Origin of the sequence: Kitasatospora dryopteridis (assembly GCF_050749075.1) — a bacterium.
Lineage (GTDB): Bacteria > Actinomycetota > Actinomycetes > Streptomycetales > Streptomycetaceae > Kitasatospora.
The window spans coordinates 1,238,122-1,257,347 of record NZ_CP192749.1; the positions used below are offsets into that span (position 1 = coordinate 1,238,122).

Here is a 19,226-nt window from a genome sequence, read left to right on the forward strand (position 1 = left end):
GGGGCCCCGGGACTCAGGCTCCGGGCGGCCCGGGCCCGAAGCCGACAGCCCGCGGCCACGCCGCCCCCTCACACCAGCAGCGCCCCCACCAGCTCGGCCAGGCCCTCCGGCGACACCACCCGGATGCCCAGCTCCTCGGCCTTCGCCCGCTTGGAGCCCGCCTTCTCGCCGGCGACCAGCAGGGTGGTCCGCTTGGAGACCGAGGACGAGGCCTTGCCGCCGGCCCGCTCGATCAGTTCGTTGATCTGGTTGCGGCTGAGCTCGGCGAGCGGCCCGGTCATGCTGCCCGTGACCACGACGGCTTCGCCGGCGAGCGGGCCTGCGGCCTCCCCGGTGGCGGCGGCTGCGGCGGCGGGCGGGGTCTCGGCGGTGCCGACGCCGTGGGCCGCCAGCTTGTCCAGGACGGGGGCGAGTTCGACGAGTTCGGTGACGATCACGGCGGCCTTCTCGGGGCCGATGCCGTCGACCTCGGCGAGGGCCTCGGCATCGGCGGCCCGGATGGCGGCCATGCTGCCGAAGTGGGCGGCGATGCGGCGGGACATGGAACGCCCGGTGCCGAGCACGCCGAGTGCGCAGAACACCCGGTTGAGCGGGCGCGTCCTGGCCTCCTCGATGGCGGCGATCAGGTTGTCGGCGCTGGTGTCGCCCATCCGGTCGAGGGTGAGCAGCTGCTCGCGGGTCAGCGCGAACAGGTCGGCGGGGTCGGCGACCAGGCCGGCCTCGACCAGCTGGACGGCGCGGGTGCCGCCGAGGCCCTCGACGTCGAGCTGGTCGCGCCCGACGGCGTACCGGATGGAGGCGACGGCCTGGCAGCCGCGGCCGCGGACGCAGCGCCACCGCTGCTGCGAGGTGTCGATGGCGTCGCCGCACCGCGGGCAGGCGGCGGGGAACTCGATCGGCTGCTCGTCGCCGGTGCGCTGGTCGACGAGCGGCGCCTCGACCCGCGGGATGACGTCCCCGGCGCGGTGGACGAAGACCTGGTCGCCGATCAGCAGGCCGCGGCGGGTGATGTCGGCCGGGTTGTGCAGGGTGGCGTAGGTGATGGTGACGCCGTCGACCTCGACCGGCTCCAGGACGGCGCGCGGGGCGATCACGCCGGTGCGGCCGACGTTCCACTCGACGCCGAGCAGCCGGGTGACCTTGTGCACGGCGGGCAGCTTGTAGGCGACGGCCCAGCGCGGCGCCCGGGAGCCCGCGCCGGCCTGCTCCTGGTCGGCGGCGGCGTCGGCCTTCACCACGATGCCGTCGATGCCGAAGGGCAGGGCGGCACGCAGGGCGGCGATCGCGTCGATCCGCTGCTGCACCTCGGCGACGCCGGCGCAGCGGGCGGGCGTGGCGGCCGTGCCGGCGGCGGTGTTGGCCCCGAGGGCGGCGAGCCGCTCGAGGATCTCGCTGTGGCCGAGGCCGTCGAGGCCGATCGCGCCGTAGGCGAAGAAGGTGAGCTCGATCCGGTACGGGCGGTCCTTGGCCCGCAGGGTGCCGGCGGCGCCGTTGCGGGGGTTGGCGAAGGGGGTGGCGCCGTGCGCCGTCCGCACCTCGTTGGCCTTCTCGAACTGGCTCTGCGTCAGGAGGACTTCACCGCGCAGTTCGATGTCGAGCGGCTCGGCGAGGGTCTGCGGCAAGCCGAGGACGGCGTCGGCGGCGTGGCCGATGTCCTCGCCGGCCAGGCCGTCGCCGCGGGTGATCAGGCGGACGAGGCGGCCTGCGCGGTAGCGGGCGGCCACGGCGAGGCCGTCGAGCTTGGGCTCGACGCACCAGCCGTCGACCGGGCGGCCGAGCCGGCGCTCCAGGCCGGCCGCCCAGGCCTCCAGCTCCTCGCCGGAGAAGACGTTGTCCAGGCTGAGCATGGGCACCGAGTGCGGGACGTCGCCGACCGCGGCGCCGCCGGCGACCTTGCCGGTCGGCGAGTCGGGCAGCGCCTCACCGGGGTTGGCCTGCTCGTAGGCCTCGATCGAGCGCAGCAGCGCGTCGTACTCGTCGTCGCCCAGCGACGTGGCGCCGTCGGCGTAGTAGGCCGCGGCCGCCTGCACGGCGGTGGCGACGGCATCGGCATAGGCGGCATGGGTGGCCAGGGCGGCTGCGTCCTTCATGTCGAACATCATCTCGACCGCCACTGACATTCGGAGTGGCCGGGTCCGGTTCAGGGGCGCCGGGGCACCTGGCCCGCCCGCGGCTCGCCGGGCCGTCGCTCCTCCCGGGCGGCGGCGGTCCGGCGGCCCAGACTGGAGCGGAACGCCGCCCCAGCCAGGAGGACTCGTGACCGCCGGCCGCCACCTGCACGTCAACGGGATCGACCTGTACTACGAGGAGCACGGCCCCGCCGACGGGCGGCCGCTGATCGCCCTGCACGGCGGCCTGCTGACCGCCGAGATGGCCTTCGGCACCCTGATCGCGGCGCTCCCGCCCGGCCGCCGGGTGATCGCACCCGAGCTCCAGGGCCACGGACACACCGCCGACACCGACCGCGAGTTCCGCATCGGCCACCTCGCCGAGGACGTCCTCGGGCTGCTCGACCACCTCGGCATCGAACGGGCCGACCTGCTCGGCTTCAGCCTCGGCGGCTACGTCGCACTGGAGCTGGCGATCAGCCACCCGGCCCGGGTGGACCACCTCGTCCTCGCCTCCACCAACTACCGCCCCGACGGCTACCACGACGAGATCCGCCACTCCGAACTCCACCCCGGCTCCACCCGGATGCCCACCGAACGGGACTTCGCCGATATGCGCGAGGCCTACCTCGCCGTCTCCCCCGAGCCGGACCACTTCGACGACTTCGCCGCCAAGGCCTCGGGCGCGGTCGGCACCTTCGAGGGCTGGCCGGCCGAGGCACTCCACCGCCTGGCGGCACCCACCCTGCTGGTCGTCGGCGACCACGACTTCGTCCGCCTCGACCACGCGGTGGAGATGTACGAGCTGATCCCGGACGCCCGGCTGGCCGTCCTGCCGCGCACCACCCACATGGACGTCATGCGGCGCACCCGGCTGCTCGTCCCGCTGCTGGAGGGCTTCCTCCCGTCCGCAAACGCCTGAGCGGCCCCTCCCCGGCGGAAACCGCCTTGACCTGCGGTTGCGCCGGCCCCGACCATGCTCCGATGACCGTCGGGACCGCCCTCACCCGGGCCGACGCGGACCTCCGCGCCGGCCGGATACCCGTCGCCCGCCAGCGCCTGCGCGGCCTGGTCGGGAGCCGCCCCGCCGACCTGACGGCGCGCCGCAGGCTGGCCGAGGTGTACCGGCTGTACGGCGAGCCCGCCGAGGCCGGCCGCTGGACGTACCTGGACGAGGACCGCGACCCGGCGGAGACCGCCGCCTTCGAGGAGCGCTACGCCGACCCGCTCGCCCGGATGGCCGCCCTCGCCTGGCGCGGCCCGGAGTCCGACGCCCCGACGGAGACCGCCCGCACCCGGCTGGCAGAAGTCCGCGAAGCCGCCACCACCCGAGCCGGACACCCGGTCGACTGGTACGACGCCAAGGCGGTCCGCGACGAACTCCGCGACGCGGACGGCACCGTCGTGGCGGAGGACACGGCCTCCGACCTCGCGTTCTTCTCCTGCGCCGTGGTGGCCGTGCTCGCCGCCCTGACCCTCCTCGGCCTCACCGTCCTCGGCGCCGTCGTCTTCGCCCGCTGGCTGTTCTGAAGTCGGTTCAGGGGCGTTACCCCGCTCGAATCCGGATGCGCCGCGGCCCGCGGCTCCGGCAGACTGCGGCGATGAGCACCGGCATCGAGGACACCCCGCAACGGCGCGCCCTGCGCCATGTCACGGCGCGCTCGACGGGCGGCCCGATCGACCCCCGGCTGCGCCTGACGCTGAACTTCCACCCGGACCGGACGGCGCGCGGCCGGCCCGTCCTGCACGGGCTGGCCGAAGACGGCCTCTACCGCTCGCAGTTCGTCACCGGCACGGGGGCCGGCAGCCTCTCCGCCCACCCCGGAGGCGACCGATGGCGCTGGGAGAGCCGGATGTTCGGCGGCGCCTACGACGACGCCCCGGGCCACGAGCGCCCGGTCTACGGCGCCGTGGACTTCCGCGGCCTGCCCGGCGGCGGCGCACCCCGGTTCGGCTCCTCCTACCTCCGGCTGACCGCCGACACGGTCGAACGGGCCACCTTCTGCTATCCCGACAGCTTCACCGAACCGGAGAACTTCGGCGTCGCAACCCGGTTCGCACTCCTCGCGATCCTCGAACGCGACAACCCGCCCCCGCTGGACGACTACGTCGAAGCACAGGTCCACGGCCCGGTCCGGCTGGACCGCGACGTGGAGGCGCTCGTCCTGGACCCCTGCTACCGCGGCACGCAGGTCGAGAAGGACGCCCGCCGGCTGCCCTGCCCGCTCGAGTGGCACCCGGGTTTCCGGATCACCGTCGACGTGCTGCGCCGCCGTCCGGACTTCCGCGGACCGGAGTTCGTCGCCCTGGGCGAGGAGATCGCCGAGGACGGCCTGCTGGACGCGCGGATCATCGGCGACGCCGAGCGCAGCGGCCGGTACGACCCGCAGGACCTCAAGCGGGTCTGGCACTACGTCGCGCACTTCGGCGCGCCGCAGACCGCGGCACCGGCACCGACCGCCTTGGCCTCGCCTTGACGCACAATTGACCTGATCACGGGCGAGAGGCGCCGACCGGCCTGGCTACCGTCGGGGCCATGTCACCCCTCCCCCGGACGCCGGTGCTCCCGGTCCTGCCCTATCGCAAGCCGACCCGCGGCCGCGACTACTGGGTCATCGACGACGTGCTCCCCGACGCCGAAGCCGTCCGGGCCCGCTGCCTGGCCCGCGACGACTGGAGCCAGGGCTACCCGCACAAGCCCGAGACCTGGCCGGGCATGCGCACCATGCCGGGCCTGACGCCGGACGAACTCGCCCACGTCGAGGGCCTGGTGACGAAGGCGACCGGCGCACGCCGGATCTGGGCGGAGACCGGGCCGGCCGGCGCCACCGTGAACCACAACTGCATCCAGGTGGTCGGCAAGGACGAGTGCGAGCCGCGCCCGCACACCGACTCGCGCGCGGTGTGCCGCTACGCCGCAGTGCTCTACCTCAACCCCGAGGCGCCGAAGGACTGCGGCACCAGCTTCTACCGCCAGCAGCTCCCGGGCGGGGCGCTGGGCGGCAACATCGTGGCCGCCCCGCACAACAACCTGGTCGATGCGCTCGGGACCCGCTTCGTGCCCGCCGACGCCTTCGTCGAGGACGTCCGCGTCCCGCACCGCTTCAACCGGCTGCTGCTGTACAGCGCCAACATCATCCACACCGCGACCGGCTACTGGGGCAGCACGATGGAGGACAAGCGGATGACCGCGGTCTTCTTCTGGATGGCCTGAGCACGGCCGGATGGCCTGAGCACAACAACCCCGCTGCATACCAGGTATGTAAGGTCGTTTAGAGTCTCCTCGAACACGCCTCCGACCGGCGGCGTGGCCGCGGGGAGGGGGCTCGATGCCGTTCGGCAGCAGCAGGGTTCGCAGGCGTACCGTACCAGCGCTCGCCATGGCGGCCGCCGTGGCCCTGGCCCTGGGCGGCTGCGCCTCGTACGAGACCACCGCCCCGCGGGCGGCCCGCGACCGGGCGTCGGCGGTCTCCCAGGACACCGCCGTCCAGGGCGTCGACTGCCGCAAGGCCACCTGCGTGGCCCTCACCTTCGACGCCGGGCCGAGCGAGTACACGCCCGGGCTGCTCGACATCCTCAAGCGGGAGAACGCGCACGCGACCTTCTTCATGCTCGGCAAGAACCACGTGGTGGAGCACCCCGACACCGTCCGCCGCATCGTCGCCGAGGGCCACGAGCCGGCCAACCACACCTGGACGCACCGCATCCTCACCGAGATCCCGTCCGCAGAGGCGCGTGCCGAGATATCCCGCACCCAGGACGCCGTGGAGCGGATCACCGGCAGGCGGCCCGTCCTGATGCGCCCGCCGCAGGGCCGCACCGACGACGAGGTGTCCCGGATCTGCGCCGAACTCGGCGTCGCCCAGGTGCTGTGGAGCGTCACCGCCAAGGACTACGACACCAATGACTCGGCGCTGATCCAGCAGCGCGTCCTCGACCAGGTCCGCCGCGACGGGATCATCCTGCTGCACGACATCTACCCGGGCACCGTCCCGGCCGTCCCGGGCATCCTCGCCGAACTCCACCGCCGCGGCTACACGGTGGTGACGGTCTCCCAACTCCTCGCCCCCGCGGCCCCGGAGCCGGGCCGCGTCTACCGGCCCTGACCGCCCTCGACGCCCCGATCGGCGCGCACAGCAGTACCGCCGGCCGGGTGCTCCGCACGGGGCACCCGGCCGGCGGCGACTCCCGCTACTGGTAGACGCGGACGTAGTCCACGAGCATCTTCTGCGGGAACACGGTCGAGGCGTCCGGGGCGCCCGGCCAGTCGCCGCCCACCGCGTTGTTGAGGATCAGGTAGAACGGGTGGTCGTACACCCACGGGCCGCGGGTGGTCTCCAGGGCGGTGCGGTCCACGGTGAAGAAGGCGTTGCCGTCCACGTAGAACGTCATGTGGGCGGAGTCCCAGTCCACGGCGTAGGTGTGGAAGGCGCCTGCGAAGTCGGTGCCCGCCAGGGTGTACGGCGAGCCGTACCCGCCCGCGCCGTTGTATGCGGGCGCGTGCAGCGTGGAGTACACCGTGTCGGCGACCTTGCCCACGTGCTCCATGATGTCGATCTCACCCGAGTACGGCCACGGGGTACCGGACTTGAAGTTGGAGCCGAGCATCCAGAAGGCCGGCCACAGGCCCTGGGTACCGGTCACCTTGATCCGGGCCTCGGCGTGGCCGTAGGTGAAGTCGAAGTGGCCGGAGGTGTTGATCCGGCCGGAGGTGTACTGGCAGGTGGTGCTGCCGGAGAGCGGGTCCCGCGGGCAGGACGAGCCGGGGGTGACCTCCTTGCGGGCCTCGATCACCAGGTTGCCGGTGCCGTCCTGGAAGAGGTTCTTGTTGCCGGTGGTGTAGTACTCCAGCTCGTTGTTGACGCCCGGGCCGGGGTCGGTGGTCCACTTGCCGGCGTCCGGCGCGGTGCCGTTCGGGCCGTTGAACTCGTCGCCGAAGACCAGCCGGCCGGCCGGGAAGGTCGGGTTCGGCGGCAGCGGCGGCGGGGTGACGGGGCTGCCGCCGGTGCCGAACACCTGGAACTCCCAGAGCGAGTAGCCGTACTGGCCGACCCGGGCGGTGCCGTACATCCGGACGTAGCGGCCGGTGCCGTTCAGGTTGGTGATGGTCTCCTTGAAGCCCTTGCCGGTGGTGGTGGAGTAGATGTCCGTCCAGTTGGCGGCGTCGCCCGAAACCTGCAGCCTGTACGCGGTGGCGTAGGCCGGGTCCCACTGGAGGATCACCTTGTGGACGGTGGCGGTGGCGCCGAGGTCGATGTAGATCCAGGCCGGGTCGCTCCAGGCGGCGGTGGCCCAGCGGGTGGCCGGGTCCTGGTCCACGGCCTTCCCCGGCGTGCAGTTGCCGCAACCGCCGTCGTTCTGACTGCTGGAGGCCACGGCCGGCTTGTTGTACGAGAGTTGGACGTCGCCGCCGCCCGTGCCGCCGCCGGGGGTGCCGTACACCTGGAACTCCCAGAGCGAGTAGCCGTACTGGGTGGCCCGGGCGGTGCCGTACATCCGGACGTAGCGGCCGGTGCCGTTCACGGTGAGGTTCTGGGTGCCGCCGGTGCCGGCGGCGGTGCTGTAGACGTCCGTCCAGGCGGTGCCGTCGGCGGAGGTCTGCAGCTTGAAGCCGGTCGCGTAGGCGGCCTCCCACTGCAGGACGACACGGCTGACGGTGGCGGTGGCGCCCAGGTCGACCTGGAGCCACTGCGGGTCGCCGAAGGCACTCGACCAGCGGGTGCCGGCATTGCCGTCGACGGCGGCCGAGGCCGGGAAGGCCACGCCGTTCTCGGTGGAGGAGGCGGTGACGGTCCTGCCCTGGGAAAGCAGGCTCTCAGCCGCGGGGGCCGCGGGGGCGAACGGGACGAGCAGGGCGCCGACGGCGAGCAGCAGGGCCGTCAGCAGCCGGGTCAGCGCCCGCCGGGGGCGCGGCACGCGCGACAGGACGTGCGGTGGTGCCGTTGTCATGGGGAACTCCAGCTGGGTGGGGGTGGTGCGGAGTCTGAACGACGGTGCATCGGTGGGGGGCGGGGCCCGCGCACGGCGGTCCGCGCGCCGTCGGCCTGCGGAGTCGGGGGTGGTCCATGGCCGTCCTCGGGCGGGGGTCGGGTGGCCGGGTCAGGCGGAATCGCGCACGACCAGCGCGGTGGGCAGCACCAGCGCCGGTCCGGCCTCCTCCCCGGCTGCCAACCGCTGCACCAGGCGGACGAGTTGGCGGCCGAGCTGCTCGATCGGCTGGTGCACGGTGGTGAGCGCGGGCTCGGCGAGGCGGGCGCAGTCGACGTCGTCGAAGCCGACCACGGCCACGTCCTCGGGCACCCGGCGGCCGGCCCGCCGCAGGGCGTCGAGCGCGCCCAGGGCCATCTGGTCGGAGGCGGCGAAGAGGCCGTCGATCCGCGGCTCCTCCGCCAGCAGCCGGGCGGCCGCGGCCCGGCCGCCCTCGACGGTGAAGTCGGCCTCGGCGACCAGCGGACGGCGGTGCACCCGGGTGGTCTCGCGCAGGTAGGCGGCCAGCCGGTCCTGCCCCGCCGGGGTGGAGGAGGGCCCGGCGACGGTGGCGATCCGGGTCCGGCCGATCTTCTTCAGGTACCGGACGGCGGCAGCCGCACCGCCCGCGTTGTCCACCCCGATGTAGGGCAACTGCAGCCCGCCGTAGGAGCGTTCGCTGCACACCACGGGGATGCCGGTGCCCGCCAGCAGGCCGGGCAGCGGATCGCGGTCGTGCACCGAGGCGAGCACGACGCCGTCCACGTGCCCGCCCCGCGCGTACTGCTCGATCCGCCGCCGGCCGGCTGCGGAACCGGCCAGCAGGATGACCAACTGTTCGTCGGACTCCTCGAGTTCGGCCGTGGCACCGCGGATCAGGGTGGGGAAGAAGCCCTCCGAGAAGACCTGCCCCATCCCCTCCGGCAGCACCAGGGCGTACGAGCCGGTGCGGCGGCTCACCAGGGAGCGGGCGGCCTGGTTGGGCACGTACCGCAGGTCGGCGACGGCGCGCAGCACGGCGGACCGGCGCCGCTCGCTGACCGGGTGAGAGCCGCTGACCACCCGGGAGGCGGTGGCCCGGGAAACCCCGGCACGCTCGGCGACGTCCTCCAGGGTCGGCCGGTGCCGCTCCAGCTGCGTCAGGTCCACGGGTCTCCTCTCCGTCTGCTCGAGCCAATCGAGAGAGCGCTCTCTCACCAGCGGCTAGAGAGTGCCCCCGAAAAACCTCCCGTGTCAATGGGCGTGCGCCTGCCAGCTACACCCAGATGAGAAAACGCTCTCCAAGGGAGAGTCGACAGGGGCGCGTGGGGATACCTCCCGGCCGAAGGCTGGGGGGAACTGCGCAATTCGGATGCGGGCCGTCGTACAGACCATGGCCGGCCCGTACCGTTGTGACGCCCGCCCCCGGACTGCGCAGTTCCCCGCGCCCCCAGCAGTTCCCCACGCCCCTACGCGGGCCTGCCTCGGCTCAGGCGGAGTGGCGGATCACCAGTGACGGCCGGAAGACCACCATCGGCATCGTCTTGGCCGGCTCCGCGATCTGCCGCAGCACCAGCCGCGCCATCTCGGCCGCCATGTCCTCGACCGGCTGCCGCACCGTGGTCAGCTGCGGGTCGCAGGCCAGCGCCGCGCTGCTGTCGTCGAAGCCGACCACCGCGACGTCCTCGGGCACCCGCCGCCCGCTGCGCGACAGCACCGGCAGCGCGCCGAGGGCCATCAGGTCCGAGGCGATGAACACCGCGTCCAGGTCGGGCGCCCGCTCCAGCAGCACCCGCATCGCCGCCGCGCCGCCGTCCTGCGTGAAGTCGCCCTCCACGTACACGCCCTCGCCGTGGCCGTGCGCGGCCAGCGCCTCGCGGAAGCCGGTCAGCCGCTCCTGGCTGGCGGGCATGTCCAGCGGGCCGGTGATCGTCGCGATCCGCTTCCGTCCCAGCCCCACCAGGTGGTCGACCGCCAGCCGGACGCCCTCCCGCTGGTCCACGTCCACGTACGCGATCGAGCTGGAGGAGGCGGGCCTGGACGCCTGCACCGCCGGGATGCGGGCCTCGGTGAGCCAGGCCGGCAGCGGGTCGGCGGCGTTGGAGGAGATCAGGATGACGCCGTCGACGTGGCCCTGCCGCAGATAGCCGAGCAGTTGGCTGCGCGACTCGGCGTCGTCCGCCAGCATCAGCACCATCTGCATGCCCTGCGGGCGCAGCACCTGGATGACGCCGCTCACCACCCGGCCGAAGTGCGGGTCGGTGAACATCCGCCCGACGAACGGGTCCAGCGGCTGGTTGCGCCGCTCGGCCTCGGAGACCACCAGGGCCACCGAGTTGGTGCGCCGGGTGACGAGCGAGCGGGCGGCGGAGTTCGGCACGTAGTTGGTGGCGGCGACGGCCTCCTCGACGATCCGGCGGAGCTCGGGATCGACGGTGGACTTGCCGTTCACCACGCGGGACACGGTCGCTCGGGACACGCCGGCCACCTTCGCGACGTGTTCCAGCGTCACGGGTCTGGTCGACGGTGGCAGATCGGTGGTCACGCTGCAGTTATACCCCGAGGGAAACCGTCGCCCGCCCCCGCCTCCCGAACCCGCCCCCTTGCCCCGGCCCGACCCGGCACACGGCCCGCCGCGCTCAGCCGCGGGCGTGCGCGGCGGCGCGGGCCACCAGCTCCTCGTCCGGGCGGACGCCGGTGTACAGCTCGAACTGCTCCAGGGCCTGCAGCACCAGCACCTCCGCCCCCGTGATCACGGGTGTGCCCGCCGCCCGGGCGGCGCGGACGAGCGGGGTCTCCACCGGCAGTGCGACCACCTCGAAGACGGTGCCGGCGGCGCGGACGGCCTCCTCCGCGAAGGCCGGGTCCTCGGCCTCGGGCCCGCCCGCCATGCCGATCGGTGTCGCGTTCACCAGCAGCGCCGCCTGCAGGCCGCCGGCGTCCGGCCGCCAGTCGAATCCGTACCGGTCGGCGAGCTCCCGCCCGGCCTGCGGATTGCGGGCGACGACCGTGCCCTGCCGGAAGCCGGCGTCGTGCAGGGCTCCGGCGACGGCCTTCGCCATGCCGCCGCTGCCGCGCAGGACGAAGTCGGCCCCGGCCGGCACCTTCCGGCTCTCCAGCAGCAGCCGGATCGCGGTGTAGTCGGTGTTGTGGGCGGTCAGCCGGCCGTCGTCGTTGACCAGGGTGTTCACCGAGCGGAGGGCGGCGGCGGACGGCGCCAGCTCGTCCACGAGCGGGATCACGTCCTCCTTGAAGGGCATGGAGATCGCGCAGCCGCGGATGCCGAGCGCCCGCACTCCGCCGATGGCGGCGGGCAGGTCGTCGGTGGTGAAGGCCTTGTAGACGTAGTCCAGACCGAGTTCGCCGTACAGGTAGTTGTGGAAACGCGTCCCGAAGTTGCCGGGCCGGGCCGCGAGCGACATGCACAGGCGGGTGTCCTTGGTGATCTGCACGGCCGTCCGTTCCTCTCCGGTGGCTGCCGGGCCGTGATCAGCCTATCCCCGACCGTCCGCACCGCCCGGCTTCAGCGGGCGCCGGTCGTAGCGCCAGGACGGCGAGGAAGGCCAGCGCGGAGAGGCCGGTCCACCACCGGACGGCCGTGGTGGCGCCCTCCGCCCAGGCGTCGGCGGCTGCGGCCAGCGCCCAGGCCTGGAAGGCCACCAGGACGCCGGCGAGCACCATCCGGTGCCGGGCGGGCCGCTGCGGCTCCGGCCCGGTCCCGCCGCTCTCCCCGGACGCGCTCACGGCTCGCAGCCGATCCGGTCCGCGGTGTCCGGGTCGCGTGCGCGCAGGCCGCGGCAGAGGCCCGCCTGCTCGTCCTCGCCGGGGCGTGCGGTGCCGACCGCCCAGACCGCTCCGCGGGCGTCCTCGGTGAGCAGGACCTTCGGCAGCGCGCGGGGCGGCGGCCCGCCGGTGACCTCGCCCGTCCGGACGTCGAACCCGCCGCCGTGGCACGGGCAGTGGAGGTCCCCGTCGGGCCCTTGCCCGGGGCGGTGCACCAGGGCGCAGGCGAGGTGGGTGCAGACGGCGGAGTGGCCGACGAGTGTGCCGTCGGCGAGCCGGACGGCCAGGGCGCGGTCCTCGGGGCCGGGATAGGCGAAGGCGACGGCCTGGCCGCGGGCGATCCGGTCGGCGATCCGGACGGGGACGGCGGTGCCGTCGCCGCGACGCGGCAGGGCGCCGGCGGCGACCAGGGCGGTGCCGGTGGCGAGTCCGCCGGAGACGACGGCGGCGACGCGCAGGCAGTCGCGGCGGGCGGGGAGGTCCTTGCCGGTCACCACGGGCTCGGCACCTCCGCCTCGTGAACGGGACACTCCTCGGCCGTACGGGCCCGGCCGCGGAGGATCCGGCGGTACCCGCCGTACGGCAGCAGCGCCACTGCGGCCACCAGGGAGACCAGGTGGAGCACCGACAGGAACCGGTGGCCGCCGCCGCCGAGGATCACCTCCGAGGCGGTGAGCAGCAGGCCGGTGGCGGCGACGGCGGCCGGTGCCGCGAGCGGCACCACGTCGCGGGCGCTGCGCCGTCCCGGGTCGTCCCGCCCCTCGCGCCGCCACTGCAGGAACAGCCCTGCGCAGCCGGCGAGCACCACGAGGGCGGCCAGGTCGAGCCAGTGGCGGACGAGCAGGCCGGGGAGGCCGTCCCGGGTGTAGCCGAGGACGTCCCGGCCGTAGAGCCGCAGCCGCAGGCCCGGCCCGTACGTGCCGACGGCGCCGACGGCGAACCAGCCCCAGCCGAGCGGGAGAGCGACGGCTGCGGCCGCCGCGGAGCCCCAGAGCACCAGCCGGCCGGCCGGCGAGGGCCGCGGTCCGGCGCGCCGGTGGAGGCGGAGGCGCGGGCGGGACGGGTGCCTGGCCCACCGCAGCAACCGGCGGGCGGTGGCGGCGATGCGGTCCGCGCCGCGGTGCGCCAGGACGCAGGCGAGGACGACGGTGACGACCGCGTAGGGCACCAGGTCGGAGTCCAGGCCGCGCAGCCCGCGGCTGCCGACGGTGATCGCGAGCACCACCAGCAGCCCGGTGCCGGCGCCGATGAGTGCGGCGCGGACGGGGCCGCCGCGGGTCTCCGTCCGGCCGGGCGGGACCGTCCGGGGCACCTGGTCCGGCAGGCCGGTGGTCGCCACGGTTCGCCTCCCGTCGTCCGTCCGCCGGTGTCGCGACGACCGTACGCGGGGCGGGGGGCGGCGGCCCGCCGTGGCGGCCGGGCGGGTGAGGCCGGCGCCCGGGGCGGGATCAGGGCAGCGGGCGGACCACCGTGCCGTCGCCGCGGACGCCCTCGACCGAGGGGCGCTCCGGGCCCGGGCGGTCGACGACCAGGGTCCGGTCCTGCACCGAGCGGTCGGCGGCCGTGTGCCCGGCGCGGACGGTCAGCCGGACGATGCGGCGACTCCCCGCGACCAGGAGCAGGTCGTGACCGTCGGGGGCACGCCAGCGGCTCCAGGCCACGGTGTCCTGGTCGAAGCGGCTGCAGCCGCGGCCCTCGGCGAAGCCGGTCCGCACCGGCTCGCGGTCGCCCGGCAGCAGCAGCTCGGTGGCGGCCGAGCCGGTGCCGTTCCAGCGGTCGGTGCGCAGGCAGACCCAGGTGGCGCTGCCCGCCTGCTGCGGCAGCGGCTGAACGGCGAAGGCCCAGGCATTGAGGGCCTTGACCCCCGCGGAGCGCTCGGGCACGGCACAGGCGGTGTGCGCCCAGGTGGCCAGCGCCTCCGGGCCGGCGGCCTCACGGGGCGCCCTTGCGGTACTGGCAGTGGGCGGCGGGGTGTAGGTCAAGTGGGCCGGGGCGAGGCCGCCGAGGTCGGCGAGCAGGAAGGCATGGTTCTCGGCGACGGTGCGGGAGGAGCGCAGCTGCAGCGCGGGCAGGTCGGGGCAGCCGCCGGCCGGCGGTGCGGGGACCCGGTCGGTGACGCCGTCCCGCCGGGCGAGCGGGCGGGCCGGGCGGCCGGGTTCGCGCAGGCTGCGCAGCGCGGCCTCGTCGATCCAGGGGGCGAGCAGGTAGCGCACCGAGCCGCCCGAGCGGTGCAGCACCAGGGCGGCCGCGGTGGTCACGTCGGAGTCGTCGGCGCGGGCGAGCAGCAGGCCCCGGCTGTCCGTCCACTGGGCGATCCGGCCGCCGTCGTGGAGCAGGACGACCGGGTCGCCGTCGACCGTCCCGGCGTACAGCAGGTGGGGAGGTGCGGCGGGCGGGCCGGCGGCGGTGCCCGGTTCGAGGCGGGCGGGGGTGGTGCCGCGCCAGGCGGCGAGGGCGCGGCCGAGCAGCTGCCGGTCGCCGGTGCGGTCGCCGCGGGCGGGCCAGACGGAGTGGTCGAGCCGGGCGCTGCGGCTCCACAGTGCGGCGTCCACCCGGACCAGTCCGGCGGGGTCGGCGGCAGCCGCTGCGCCGTCCGAGGAGGGCAGCCGGAGCGCGGGCGCCCGGGACTCCCGGACCACCAGGCCGGTCCCGGCGGCGACGGGCAGGAGCAGCAGGGCGGCGGCGGCCAGCCGGGCGGCCCGGCGGCGGCGGATCAGGTCGCCGGGCTGGACGCGGACGAGGCACGGGTCGAAGCGTTCGCCGTCCCAGTGCCCGGCGAGGCCGTCCGGGACGGCGTCGGCCTCCCGCCGGGCCCGGTCGGGCCTGGTCTCGCCGGCGCGGACGAGCACCGCGGCGACCTCGGAGGGCGGCAGTCCGTCGACGGCGTGCAGGGCGTAGGCGGCCCGGCCTGCGGGGGTGAGCGCGGCGAGTGCCCGGTCGAGGGCGAGGGCGGCGAGGTCGCCGTCCGCGGTGGTCAAGCGCAGGCCCCAGACCTGGGGCAGGACCCGCAGGGCGCGGTCGCCGGGGCGGCGGGCGGCGGCCAGGGCGCGGCGCACCACGCGGTCCCGCAGCTCCTCGTAGAGCTCCTCGGCGGGGCGGCGCCCGGCGGCGTTCCAGGGCGGGCCGGACAGGGCGCGCTGGGTGACGGCGTGGGCGCGCAGCAGGCGCCGGCGCCGGTCCGCCCCGGCCGGCAGCACCAGGTAGGCGATCCGGGCGAGGCGGCGGTAGTTGACGACCAGGACCTCCTCCGCGTCGCTCTGCACGACGCCCTCGGGCGCTGCGGCGGTGCGCCGGTCGGCGGGCCGCGACGCGCGGCGGCGCGGGGTCTGGCGGTCCATGGGCGGGGGCTCCGGTGGCTGTCGGTACGGGCGGCAGCCCGGTGGACTGCTGATCATCCAACGAGTCGATCATGCGATGGTTGCGGCCCGCTCGGGCGCCACCACCAGGGGCTGCTCGGCCCACACGGTCTTGCCGCGCTCCCCGTACCGGGTGCCCCAGCGGCGGCTCAGGTGCATCACCAGGAAGAGGCCGCGGCCGCCCTCGTCGCCGGTGCGGGCCAGCCGCATGTGGGGGGCGGCGGAGTTGCTGTCGGTGACCTCGCAGAGCAGGCCGCGGTCGCGGATCAGCCGCAGCCGGACGGGGCCCTTGCCGTACCGGATGGCGTTGGTGACGAGCTCGCTGACGATCAGTTCGGTGTCGTCGGCGACCCCGTGCAGCCCCCAGGCGGCGAGCTGCTGGGAGACCAGGGTGCGGGCGGTGGCGACCACCGCCGGGTCGGCCGGGAGCGTCCAGAGCGCGACCCGGTCGCTGCCGAAGATCCTGGTGCGGGCGAGCAGCAGCAGGGCGTCCTCGTCGAGCCGGTGCGGCACGGCGGCGTACGCGACGTCGTCGCACAGCTCGCGCAGGCTGCGGTCGGGGTGGGCGAGCAGCCGCCGCAGCCGGTCCCGGCCGCCCTGGCCGGCGCTGTCGGCGCCCGCCGTCAGGCCGCGGGTGTACAGCGCCAGCAGGCTGCCCTCCGGCAGTTCGACGGCGACGGCCTCGTAGCCCTCTCCGCCGCCGCGGCCGAGCGCGGGGCCGACCGGCACGTCGAAGTCGAGCAGGCCGCCGTTGCGCGCGATCGGCATCAGCGGCGGGTGGCCGGCGGCGGCCGCGCTGCAGCGGCCGGTGACCGGGTCGTAGACGAGGTAGAGGCAGCTCGCGGCGACCTGCGGCTCGCCCGGCTGGGGCACCGTCTCCTCGGCCAGCCGGCGCACCGTCTCGTCGAGGACGCCGAGCAGTTCGTCGGCCGGCAGGTCCTGGCGGGCCAGGGTCTGCACCACGGTGCGCAGCTGGCCCATGGTGGCGGCGGCCTCCACGCCGCGTCCGGCGACCGTGCCGCAGACCAGCGCGACCCGGCCGCCGGAGAGCGGGACGACGTCGAACCAGTCGGCGTCGGCGTCCCCGGACAGGTGCAGGTAGGCGGTGTCGACGGCGGGCAGCTCGGGCGGCCGGACGGGCAGCAGGCGGCGCTGCAGCGCGGTGGCGATGGTCCGCTCGTACAGGTACTGCCAGGCCCGGTGGACGCTCAGCGCCGTTCGGTCGGCCAGCTCGGTCGCGACTTCGAGGTCCTGCTCGTCGAAGGGGGCCTCGGTGGCGGAGCGGATGAAGACGGCGAGGCCGAGCGCCGTGCCGTGCACGGTGAGCGGCGCGACGACCAGCGATCGGGCGCCGGCCTCGGCGAGCCGGCGGGCCCGCGCCGGGTCGGCGACCATCAGCGGGTCGTCGGCGCTCAAGTGGGCGATCAGCCGCGGCCGGTGGTCGTGCATGCTCTGGGTGAGCACGGTCGGGAAGATCAGCGAGGTGAGCGACCCGGTCGGCACCGAGCTGCGGAACTCCTCGGTGGAGCGGAGCACCGCCCGGCGCAGCGGCACGTCGGCGGGCACCGGGCCCGGCGGCAGGCGCCGGCCGCGCAGGACGTCGTCCAGCAGGTCGACGATCACGATGTCGGCGAACCGGCCGACCGCCACCTCGGCGAGTTCACCGGCCGTCGCGGAGGCGTCCAGGGTGGAGCCGATCAGCCGCTGCGCGTCGTTCAGGATCGCCAGCCGTTCGGCGGTGGCCTGCTGCTCGGTGATGTCCTCGACCATCACGGCCAGGCCGAGCACCCGGCCGCCGGGGGCGCTCAGCCGGAACATCGACAGCGAGGCCACCATCCGGCGTTCCGGGTCGTGCGGAACCGTCCCGGAGACCTCCAGGCGACGCACCGAGTTCCCGGTGGCCAGGACGGCCCGGGCGATCTCGGTCAGCTTCTCGTGCGGGAAGCCGGGGGCGAACTCCTCGACCGTCCGGCCCACCACGGCGTCCGGGGGCAGGCCGCGCATGCCGCGGGCCGCGGTGTTGAAACGCACCACGCGCAGCTCCGGGTCGAGCACGAACAGCCCGGCCGGGGCACGGGTGAACAGCGCCTCCAGCAGCGCGGCGTCGGTGCGGTCGCGGTCGTTCGGCTGCACGGGTGCTCCCCTCTCGGGCAAGGGCTCGCTCTCCCACCTTGTCAGCGCGCGGGCGGGCGGCAAGTCGGCCGGGGCCCGACCGCGCCGCGGCCGGAAACCTCTGCGGATGCAGCCGCCTGCCGCGCCCGCGACGATGGAGGGCGGACGTGCTGCGGGAAGGCGGTGACGCCATGGCCGACGACGGTGTGTGGCGCAGCCTGCCGTCCCCGCTCCGCGAACTGCTGGAGGGCACCCCGGGCGCGGTCGGCGTCCTCGACACCGACCTGCGGTACCTGTACGTCAACTCCTCTCTCGCCCGGATGAACGGCGTGCCCGCCGAGGACCACGTCGGCCGCACCATCGCCGAGATCGTGCCGGGCATCGACGCGCGCACCGACGTGCTGCGGGCCGTCCTCGCGGACGGCATCCCGCGGGAGACCACCTCCAGCGGGCAGACCCGGGTGCCCTCGCCGCTCGCCCGCCGCTACTTCCACGGCGCCTACCACCGGCTGGAGGTCGGCGGCCGGATCGTCGGCCTCGCGGGGATCGTGCTCGAGGTCACCGCCTCCCGCCAGCAGCAGCACGAACTGGAACGCGCCCGCGAGCGGCTCGCCATGCTGGACAGCGCCTCCACCATGATCGGCACCACCCTCGACATGGACACCACCTGCGTGGAGCTCGCCCGCTTCCTCGTCCCCGAACTCGGCGACGCCGCCTCGGTGGACGTCCTGCCGCCGTCCGAGGACGCGCCCGCCCTGCATGCCTCGCGCCGGCACCTGCGGCTGCGCCGGGCCTCGCTGGTCTCCGTCCCGGAACTGGAGGAGTGTGCACGGGCCCTCGGCAAGGCCGGCGAGTACATCGACCACCAGCCCGGCTCCGCCGCCCGGCGGGCCCTGGAGACCGGCCGGCCCGTGGTGGAGAACCTCCCCTCCGACGCCCGGCTCGGGCAGGCCGCGGCAAGCGCCGACCGGCTGGCGGCACTGCGCCGCGCAGGCGTCCACTCCGGCATGGTCGCGCCGCTGGTGGCCCGCGGCCGTCCGCTCGGCACCGTCACCCTGATCCGGGCCGGCGCCTCGCCGCTGTTCACCCAGGAGGATGCGGTGGTGGTCGCCGACCTCGCGCTGCGGGCCGCCGTCAGCATCGACAACGCCCGCCGCTTCACCCGCGAACACGGCATCGCCCTGGACCTGCAGCGGGCCCTGCTCGCCGAACCGGGCGCCCCGCACCCCGGCCTGGAGGTCGCCTTCCGCTACCGGCCGGCCGGCGCCAGCGCCCTCGTCGGCGGCGACTGGTACGAGACCGTGGCGCGGCCCGACGGCACCACGCTGCTGGCGATCGGCGACGTGATGGGGCACAGCCTGGAAGCCGCCGTCGAGATGAGCCACTACCAGGCCATGCTGCGGATGATCGCCTCCGGCAACCTGCCGCCCGGCCGCATCCTCGAGCGGATGGACCGGCTGACCGCACCGCTGGCCGCCGGGCGCCCCGCCACCTGCCTGGCGGTGGTGATGTCCCCGGAGACCGGCGTCTGCACCTTCGCCAGCGCCGGGCACCTGCCGCCCGCCCTGATCGCCCCGGACGGCTCCGTCCGACTGCTCGCGGTCGAGCCCGGACCACCACTGGCCACCGGCTTCGGCGGCTTCGCCGAGGTCACCGCCCAGTGCCCGCCCGGCCACCACCTGCTGCTCTACACCGACGGCCTGGTCGAACGCCGCGACGAACCCATCGACGCCTCGCTGGCCCGCCTGACCCACCTGCGACTGCCCCGCAACGCCGACGGCGAGCACCTCCTGGACGCCGTCCTCACCGGCCTCTCCCCCACCGCCGACGACGACGTCGCCCTCCTCGCCGCAACCTTCCGCTGAACCGGGCAGGGCCAACGCATCGGGGCAGCACCATAGGGGCGCGGGGAACTGCGCCA

The 19,226-nt window shown here is 75.2% G+C and carries 16 protein-coding genes; 6 read left to right on the plus strand and 10 right to left on the minus strand.

Annotated features, from left to right (window positions below):
* Window positions 1-68: 68 nt before the first annotated feature.
* Window positions 69-2,099 (minus strand): NAD-dependent DNA ligase LigA, encoded by a 2,031-nt coding sequence (ligA, locus tag ACQ614_RS05640; protein WP_431683827.1) that lies wholly within the window; start codon window positions 2,097-2,099, stop codon window positions 69-71.
* A gap of 157 nt (window positions 2,100-2,256) precedes the next feature.
* On the opposite strand from ligA, the gene ACQ614_RS05645 reads away from it, so the two are divergent.
* From ACQ614_RS05645 to ACQ614_RS05665, 5 genes are all read left to right on the plus strand, one after another.
* Window positions 2,257-3,030, plus strand: coding sequence for an alpha/beta fold hydrolase (locus ACQ614_RS05645; protein WP_431677092.1), 774 nt, complete (start codon window positions 2,257-2,259; stop codon window positions 3,028-3,030).
* Window positions 3,031-3,092: 62 nt separating this feature from the next.
* Window positions 3,093-3,638 (plus strand): DUF6584 family protein, encoded by a 546-nt coding sequence (locus ACQ614_RS05650; RefSeq protein ID WP_431677094.1) that lies wholly within the window; start codon window positions 3,093-3,095, stop codon window positions 3,636-3,638.
* A gap of 71 nt (window positions 3,639-3,709) precedes the next feature.
* Window positions 3,710-4,585, plus strand: coding sequence for a DUF3626 domain-containing protein (locus tag ACQ614_RS05655; protein WP_431677095.1), 876 nt, complete (start codon window positions 3,710-3,712; stop codon window positions 4,583-4,585).
* 59 nt (window positions 4,586-4,644) lie between these two features.
* Complete coding sequence (locus ACQ614_RS05660) at window positions 4,645-5,322, plus strand: DUF6445 family protein (RefSeq protein WP_431677096.1); 678 nt, start codon at window positions 4,645-4,647, stop codon at window positions 5,320-5,322.
* Window positions 5,323-5,437: 115 nt separating this feature from the next.
* Window positions 5,438-6,214 carry a polysaccharide deacetylase family protein gene (locus tag ACQ614_RS05665; protein WP_431677098.1) on the plus strand — a complete coding sequence of 259 codons (777 nt, stop codon included), beginning with the start codon at window positions 5,438-5,440 and terminating at the stop codon, window positions 6,212-6,214.
* A gap of 85 nt (window positions 6,215-6,299) precedes the next feature.
* Here the strand turns inward: ACQ614_RS05665 and ACQ614_RS05670 are convergent, their stop codons facing one another.
* From ACQ614_RS05670 to ACQ614_RS05710, 9 genes are all read right to left on the minus strand, one after another.
* The gene (locus ACQ614_RS05670) at window positions 6,300-8,057 is read right to left on the minus strand and encodes a discoidin domain-containing protein (protein ID WP_431677100.1); all 1,758 of its coding nucleotides are present in this window, start codon (window positions 8,055-8,057) and stop codon (window positions 6,300-6,302) included.
* A gap of 150 nt (window positions 8,058-8,207) precedes the next feature.
* Window positions 8,208-9,224, minus strand: coding sequence for a LacI family DNA-binding transcriptional regulator (locus ACQ614_RS05675; protein WP_431677101.1), 1,017 nt, complete (start codon window positions 9,222-9,224; stop codon window positions 8,208-8,210).
* Between the two features lie 319 nt (window positions 9,225-9,543).
* Window positions 9,544-10,587 carry a LacI family DNA-binding transcriptional regulator gene (locus ACQ614_RS05680; RefSeq protein ID WP_431683828.1) on the minus strand — a complete coding sequence of 348 codons (1,044 nt, stop codon included), beginning with the start codon at window positions 10,585-10,587 and terminating at the stop codon, window positions 9,544-9,546.
* Between the two features lie 106 nt (window positions 10,588-10,693).
* On the minus strand, window positions 10,694-11,506 hold the full coding sequence (locus ACQ614_RS05685; protein ID WP_431677102.1) for a shikimate 5-dehydrogenase: 813 nt from the start codon (window positions 11,504-11,506) through the stop codon (window positions 10,694-10,696).
* 37 nt (window positions 11,507-11,543) lie between these two features.
* On the minus strand, window positions 11,544-11,798 hold the full coding sequence (locus tag ACQ614_RS05690; RefSeq protein ID WP_431677103.1) for a hypothetical protein: 255 nt from the start codon (window positions 11,796-11,798) through the stop codon (window positions 11,544-11,546).
* On the minus strand, window positions 11,795-12,334 hold the full coding sequence (locus tag ACQ614_RS05695) for a ubiquinol-cytochrome c reductase iron-sulfur subunit (RefSeq protein WP_431677105.1): 540 nt from the start codon (window positions 12,332-12,334) through the stop codon (window positions 11,795-11,797). Before ACQ614_RS05695 ends, ACQ614_RS05690 begins: the two co-directional genes overlap by 4 nt.
* Window positions 12,328-13,176: a hypothetical protein gene (locus tag ACQ614_RS05700; RefSeq protein WP_431677106.1), complete on the minus strand. Its 849-nt coding sequence runs from the start codon at window positions 13,174-13,176 to the stop codon at window positions 12,328-12,330. The genes ACQ614_RS05695 and ACQ614_RS05700 overlap by 7 nt, the downstream gene beginning before the upstream one ends.
* A 109-nt stretch (window positions 13,177-13,285) precedes the next feature.
* Window positions 13,286-15,175 carry a hypothetical protein gene (locus ACQ614_RS05705; RefSeq protein ID WP_431677108.1) on the minus strand — a complete coding sequence of 630 codons (1,890 nt, stop codon included), beginning with the start codon at window positions 15,173-15,175 and terminating at the stop codon, window positions 13,286-13,288.
* Between the two features lie 69 nt (window positions 15,176-15,244).
* A complete protein-coding gene (locus tag ACQ614_RS05710) occupies window positions 15,245-17,326 on the minus strand; it encodes a SpoIIE family protein phosphatase (protein ID WP_431677110.1) in 2,082 nt (693 codons plus the stop codon).
* Between the two features lie 170 nt (window positions 17,327-17,496).
* Between ACQ614_RS05710 and ACQ614_RS05715 the strand changes: the two genes are divergently transcribed.
* Window positions 17,497-19,170, plus strand: a complete 1,674-nt coding sequence (locus tag ACQ614_RS05715) for a SpoIIE family protein phosphatase (protein ID WP_431677111.1) — start codon at window positions 17,497-17,499, stop codon at window positions 19,168-19,170.
* The last annotated feature ends 56 nt before the right edge of the window (window positions 19,171-19,226 follow it).

Coding starts and splice junctions, on each gene's coding strand:
- ligA (WP_431683827.1), bottom strand. CDS start 2,099: ATGTTCGACATGAAGGACGCAGCCGCCCTGGCCACCCATGCCGCCTAT.
- ACQ614_RS05650 (WP_431677094.1), top strand. CDS start 3,093: ATGACCGTCGGGACCGCCCTCACCCGGGCCGACGCGGACCTCCGCGCC.
- ACQ614_RS05655 (WP_431677095.1), top strand. CDS start 3,710: ATGAGCACCGGCATCGAGGACACCCCGCAACGGCGCGCCCTGCGCCAT.
- ACQ614_RS05660 (WP_431677096.1), top strand. CDS start 4,645: ATGTCACCCCTCCCCCGGACGCCGGTGCTCCCGGTCCTGCCCTATCGC.
- ACQ614_RS05665 (WP_431677098.1), top strand. CDS start 5,438: ATGCCGTTCGGCAGCAGCAGGGTTCGCAGGCGTACCGTACCAGCGCTC.
- ACQ614_RS05670 (WP_431677100.1), bottom strand. CDS start 8,057: ATGACAACGGCACCACCGCACGTCCTGTCGCGCGTGCCGCGCCCCCGG.
- ACQ614_RS05705 (WP_431677108.1), bottom strand. CDS start 15,175: ATGGACCGCCAGACCCCGCGCCGCCGCGCGTCGCGGCCCGCCGACCGG.
- ACQ614_RS05715 (WP_431677111.1), top strand. CDS start 17,497: ATGGCCGACGACGGTGTGTGGCGCAGCCTGCCGTCCCCGCTCCGCGAA.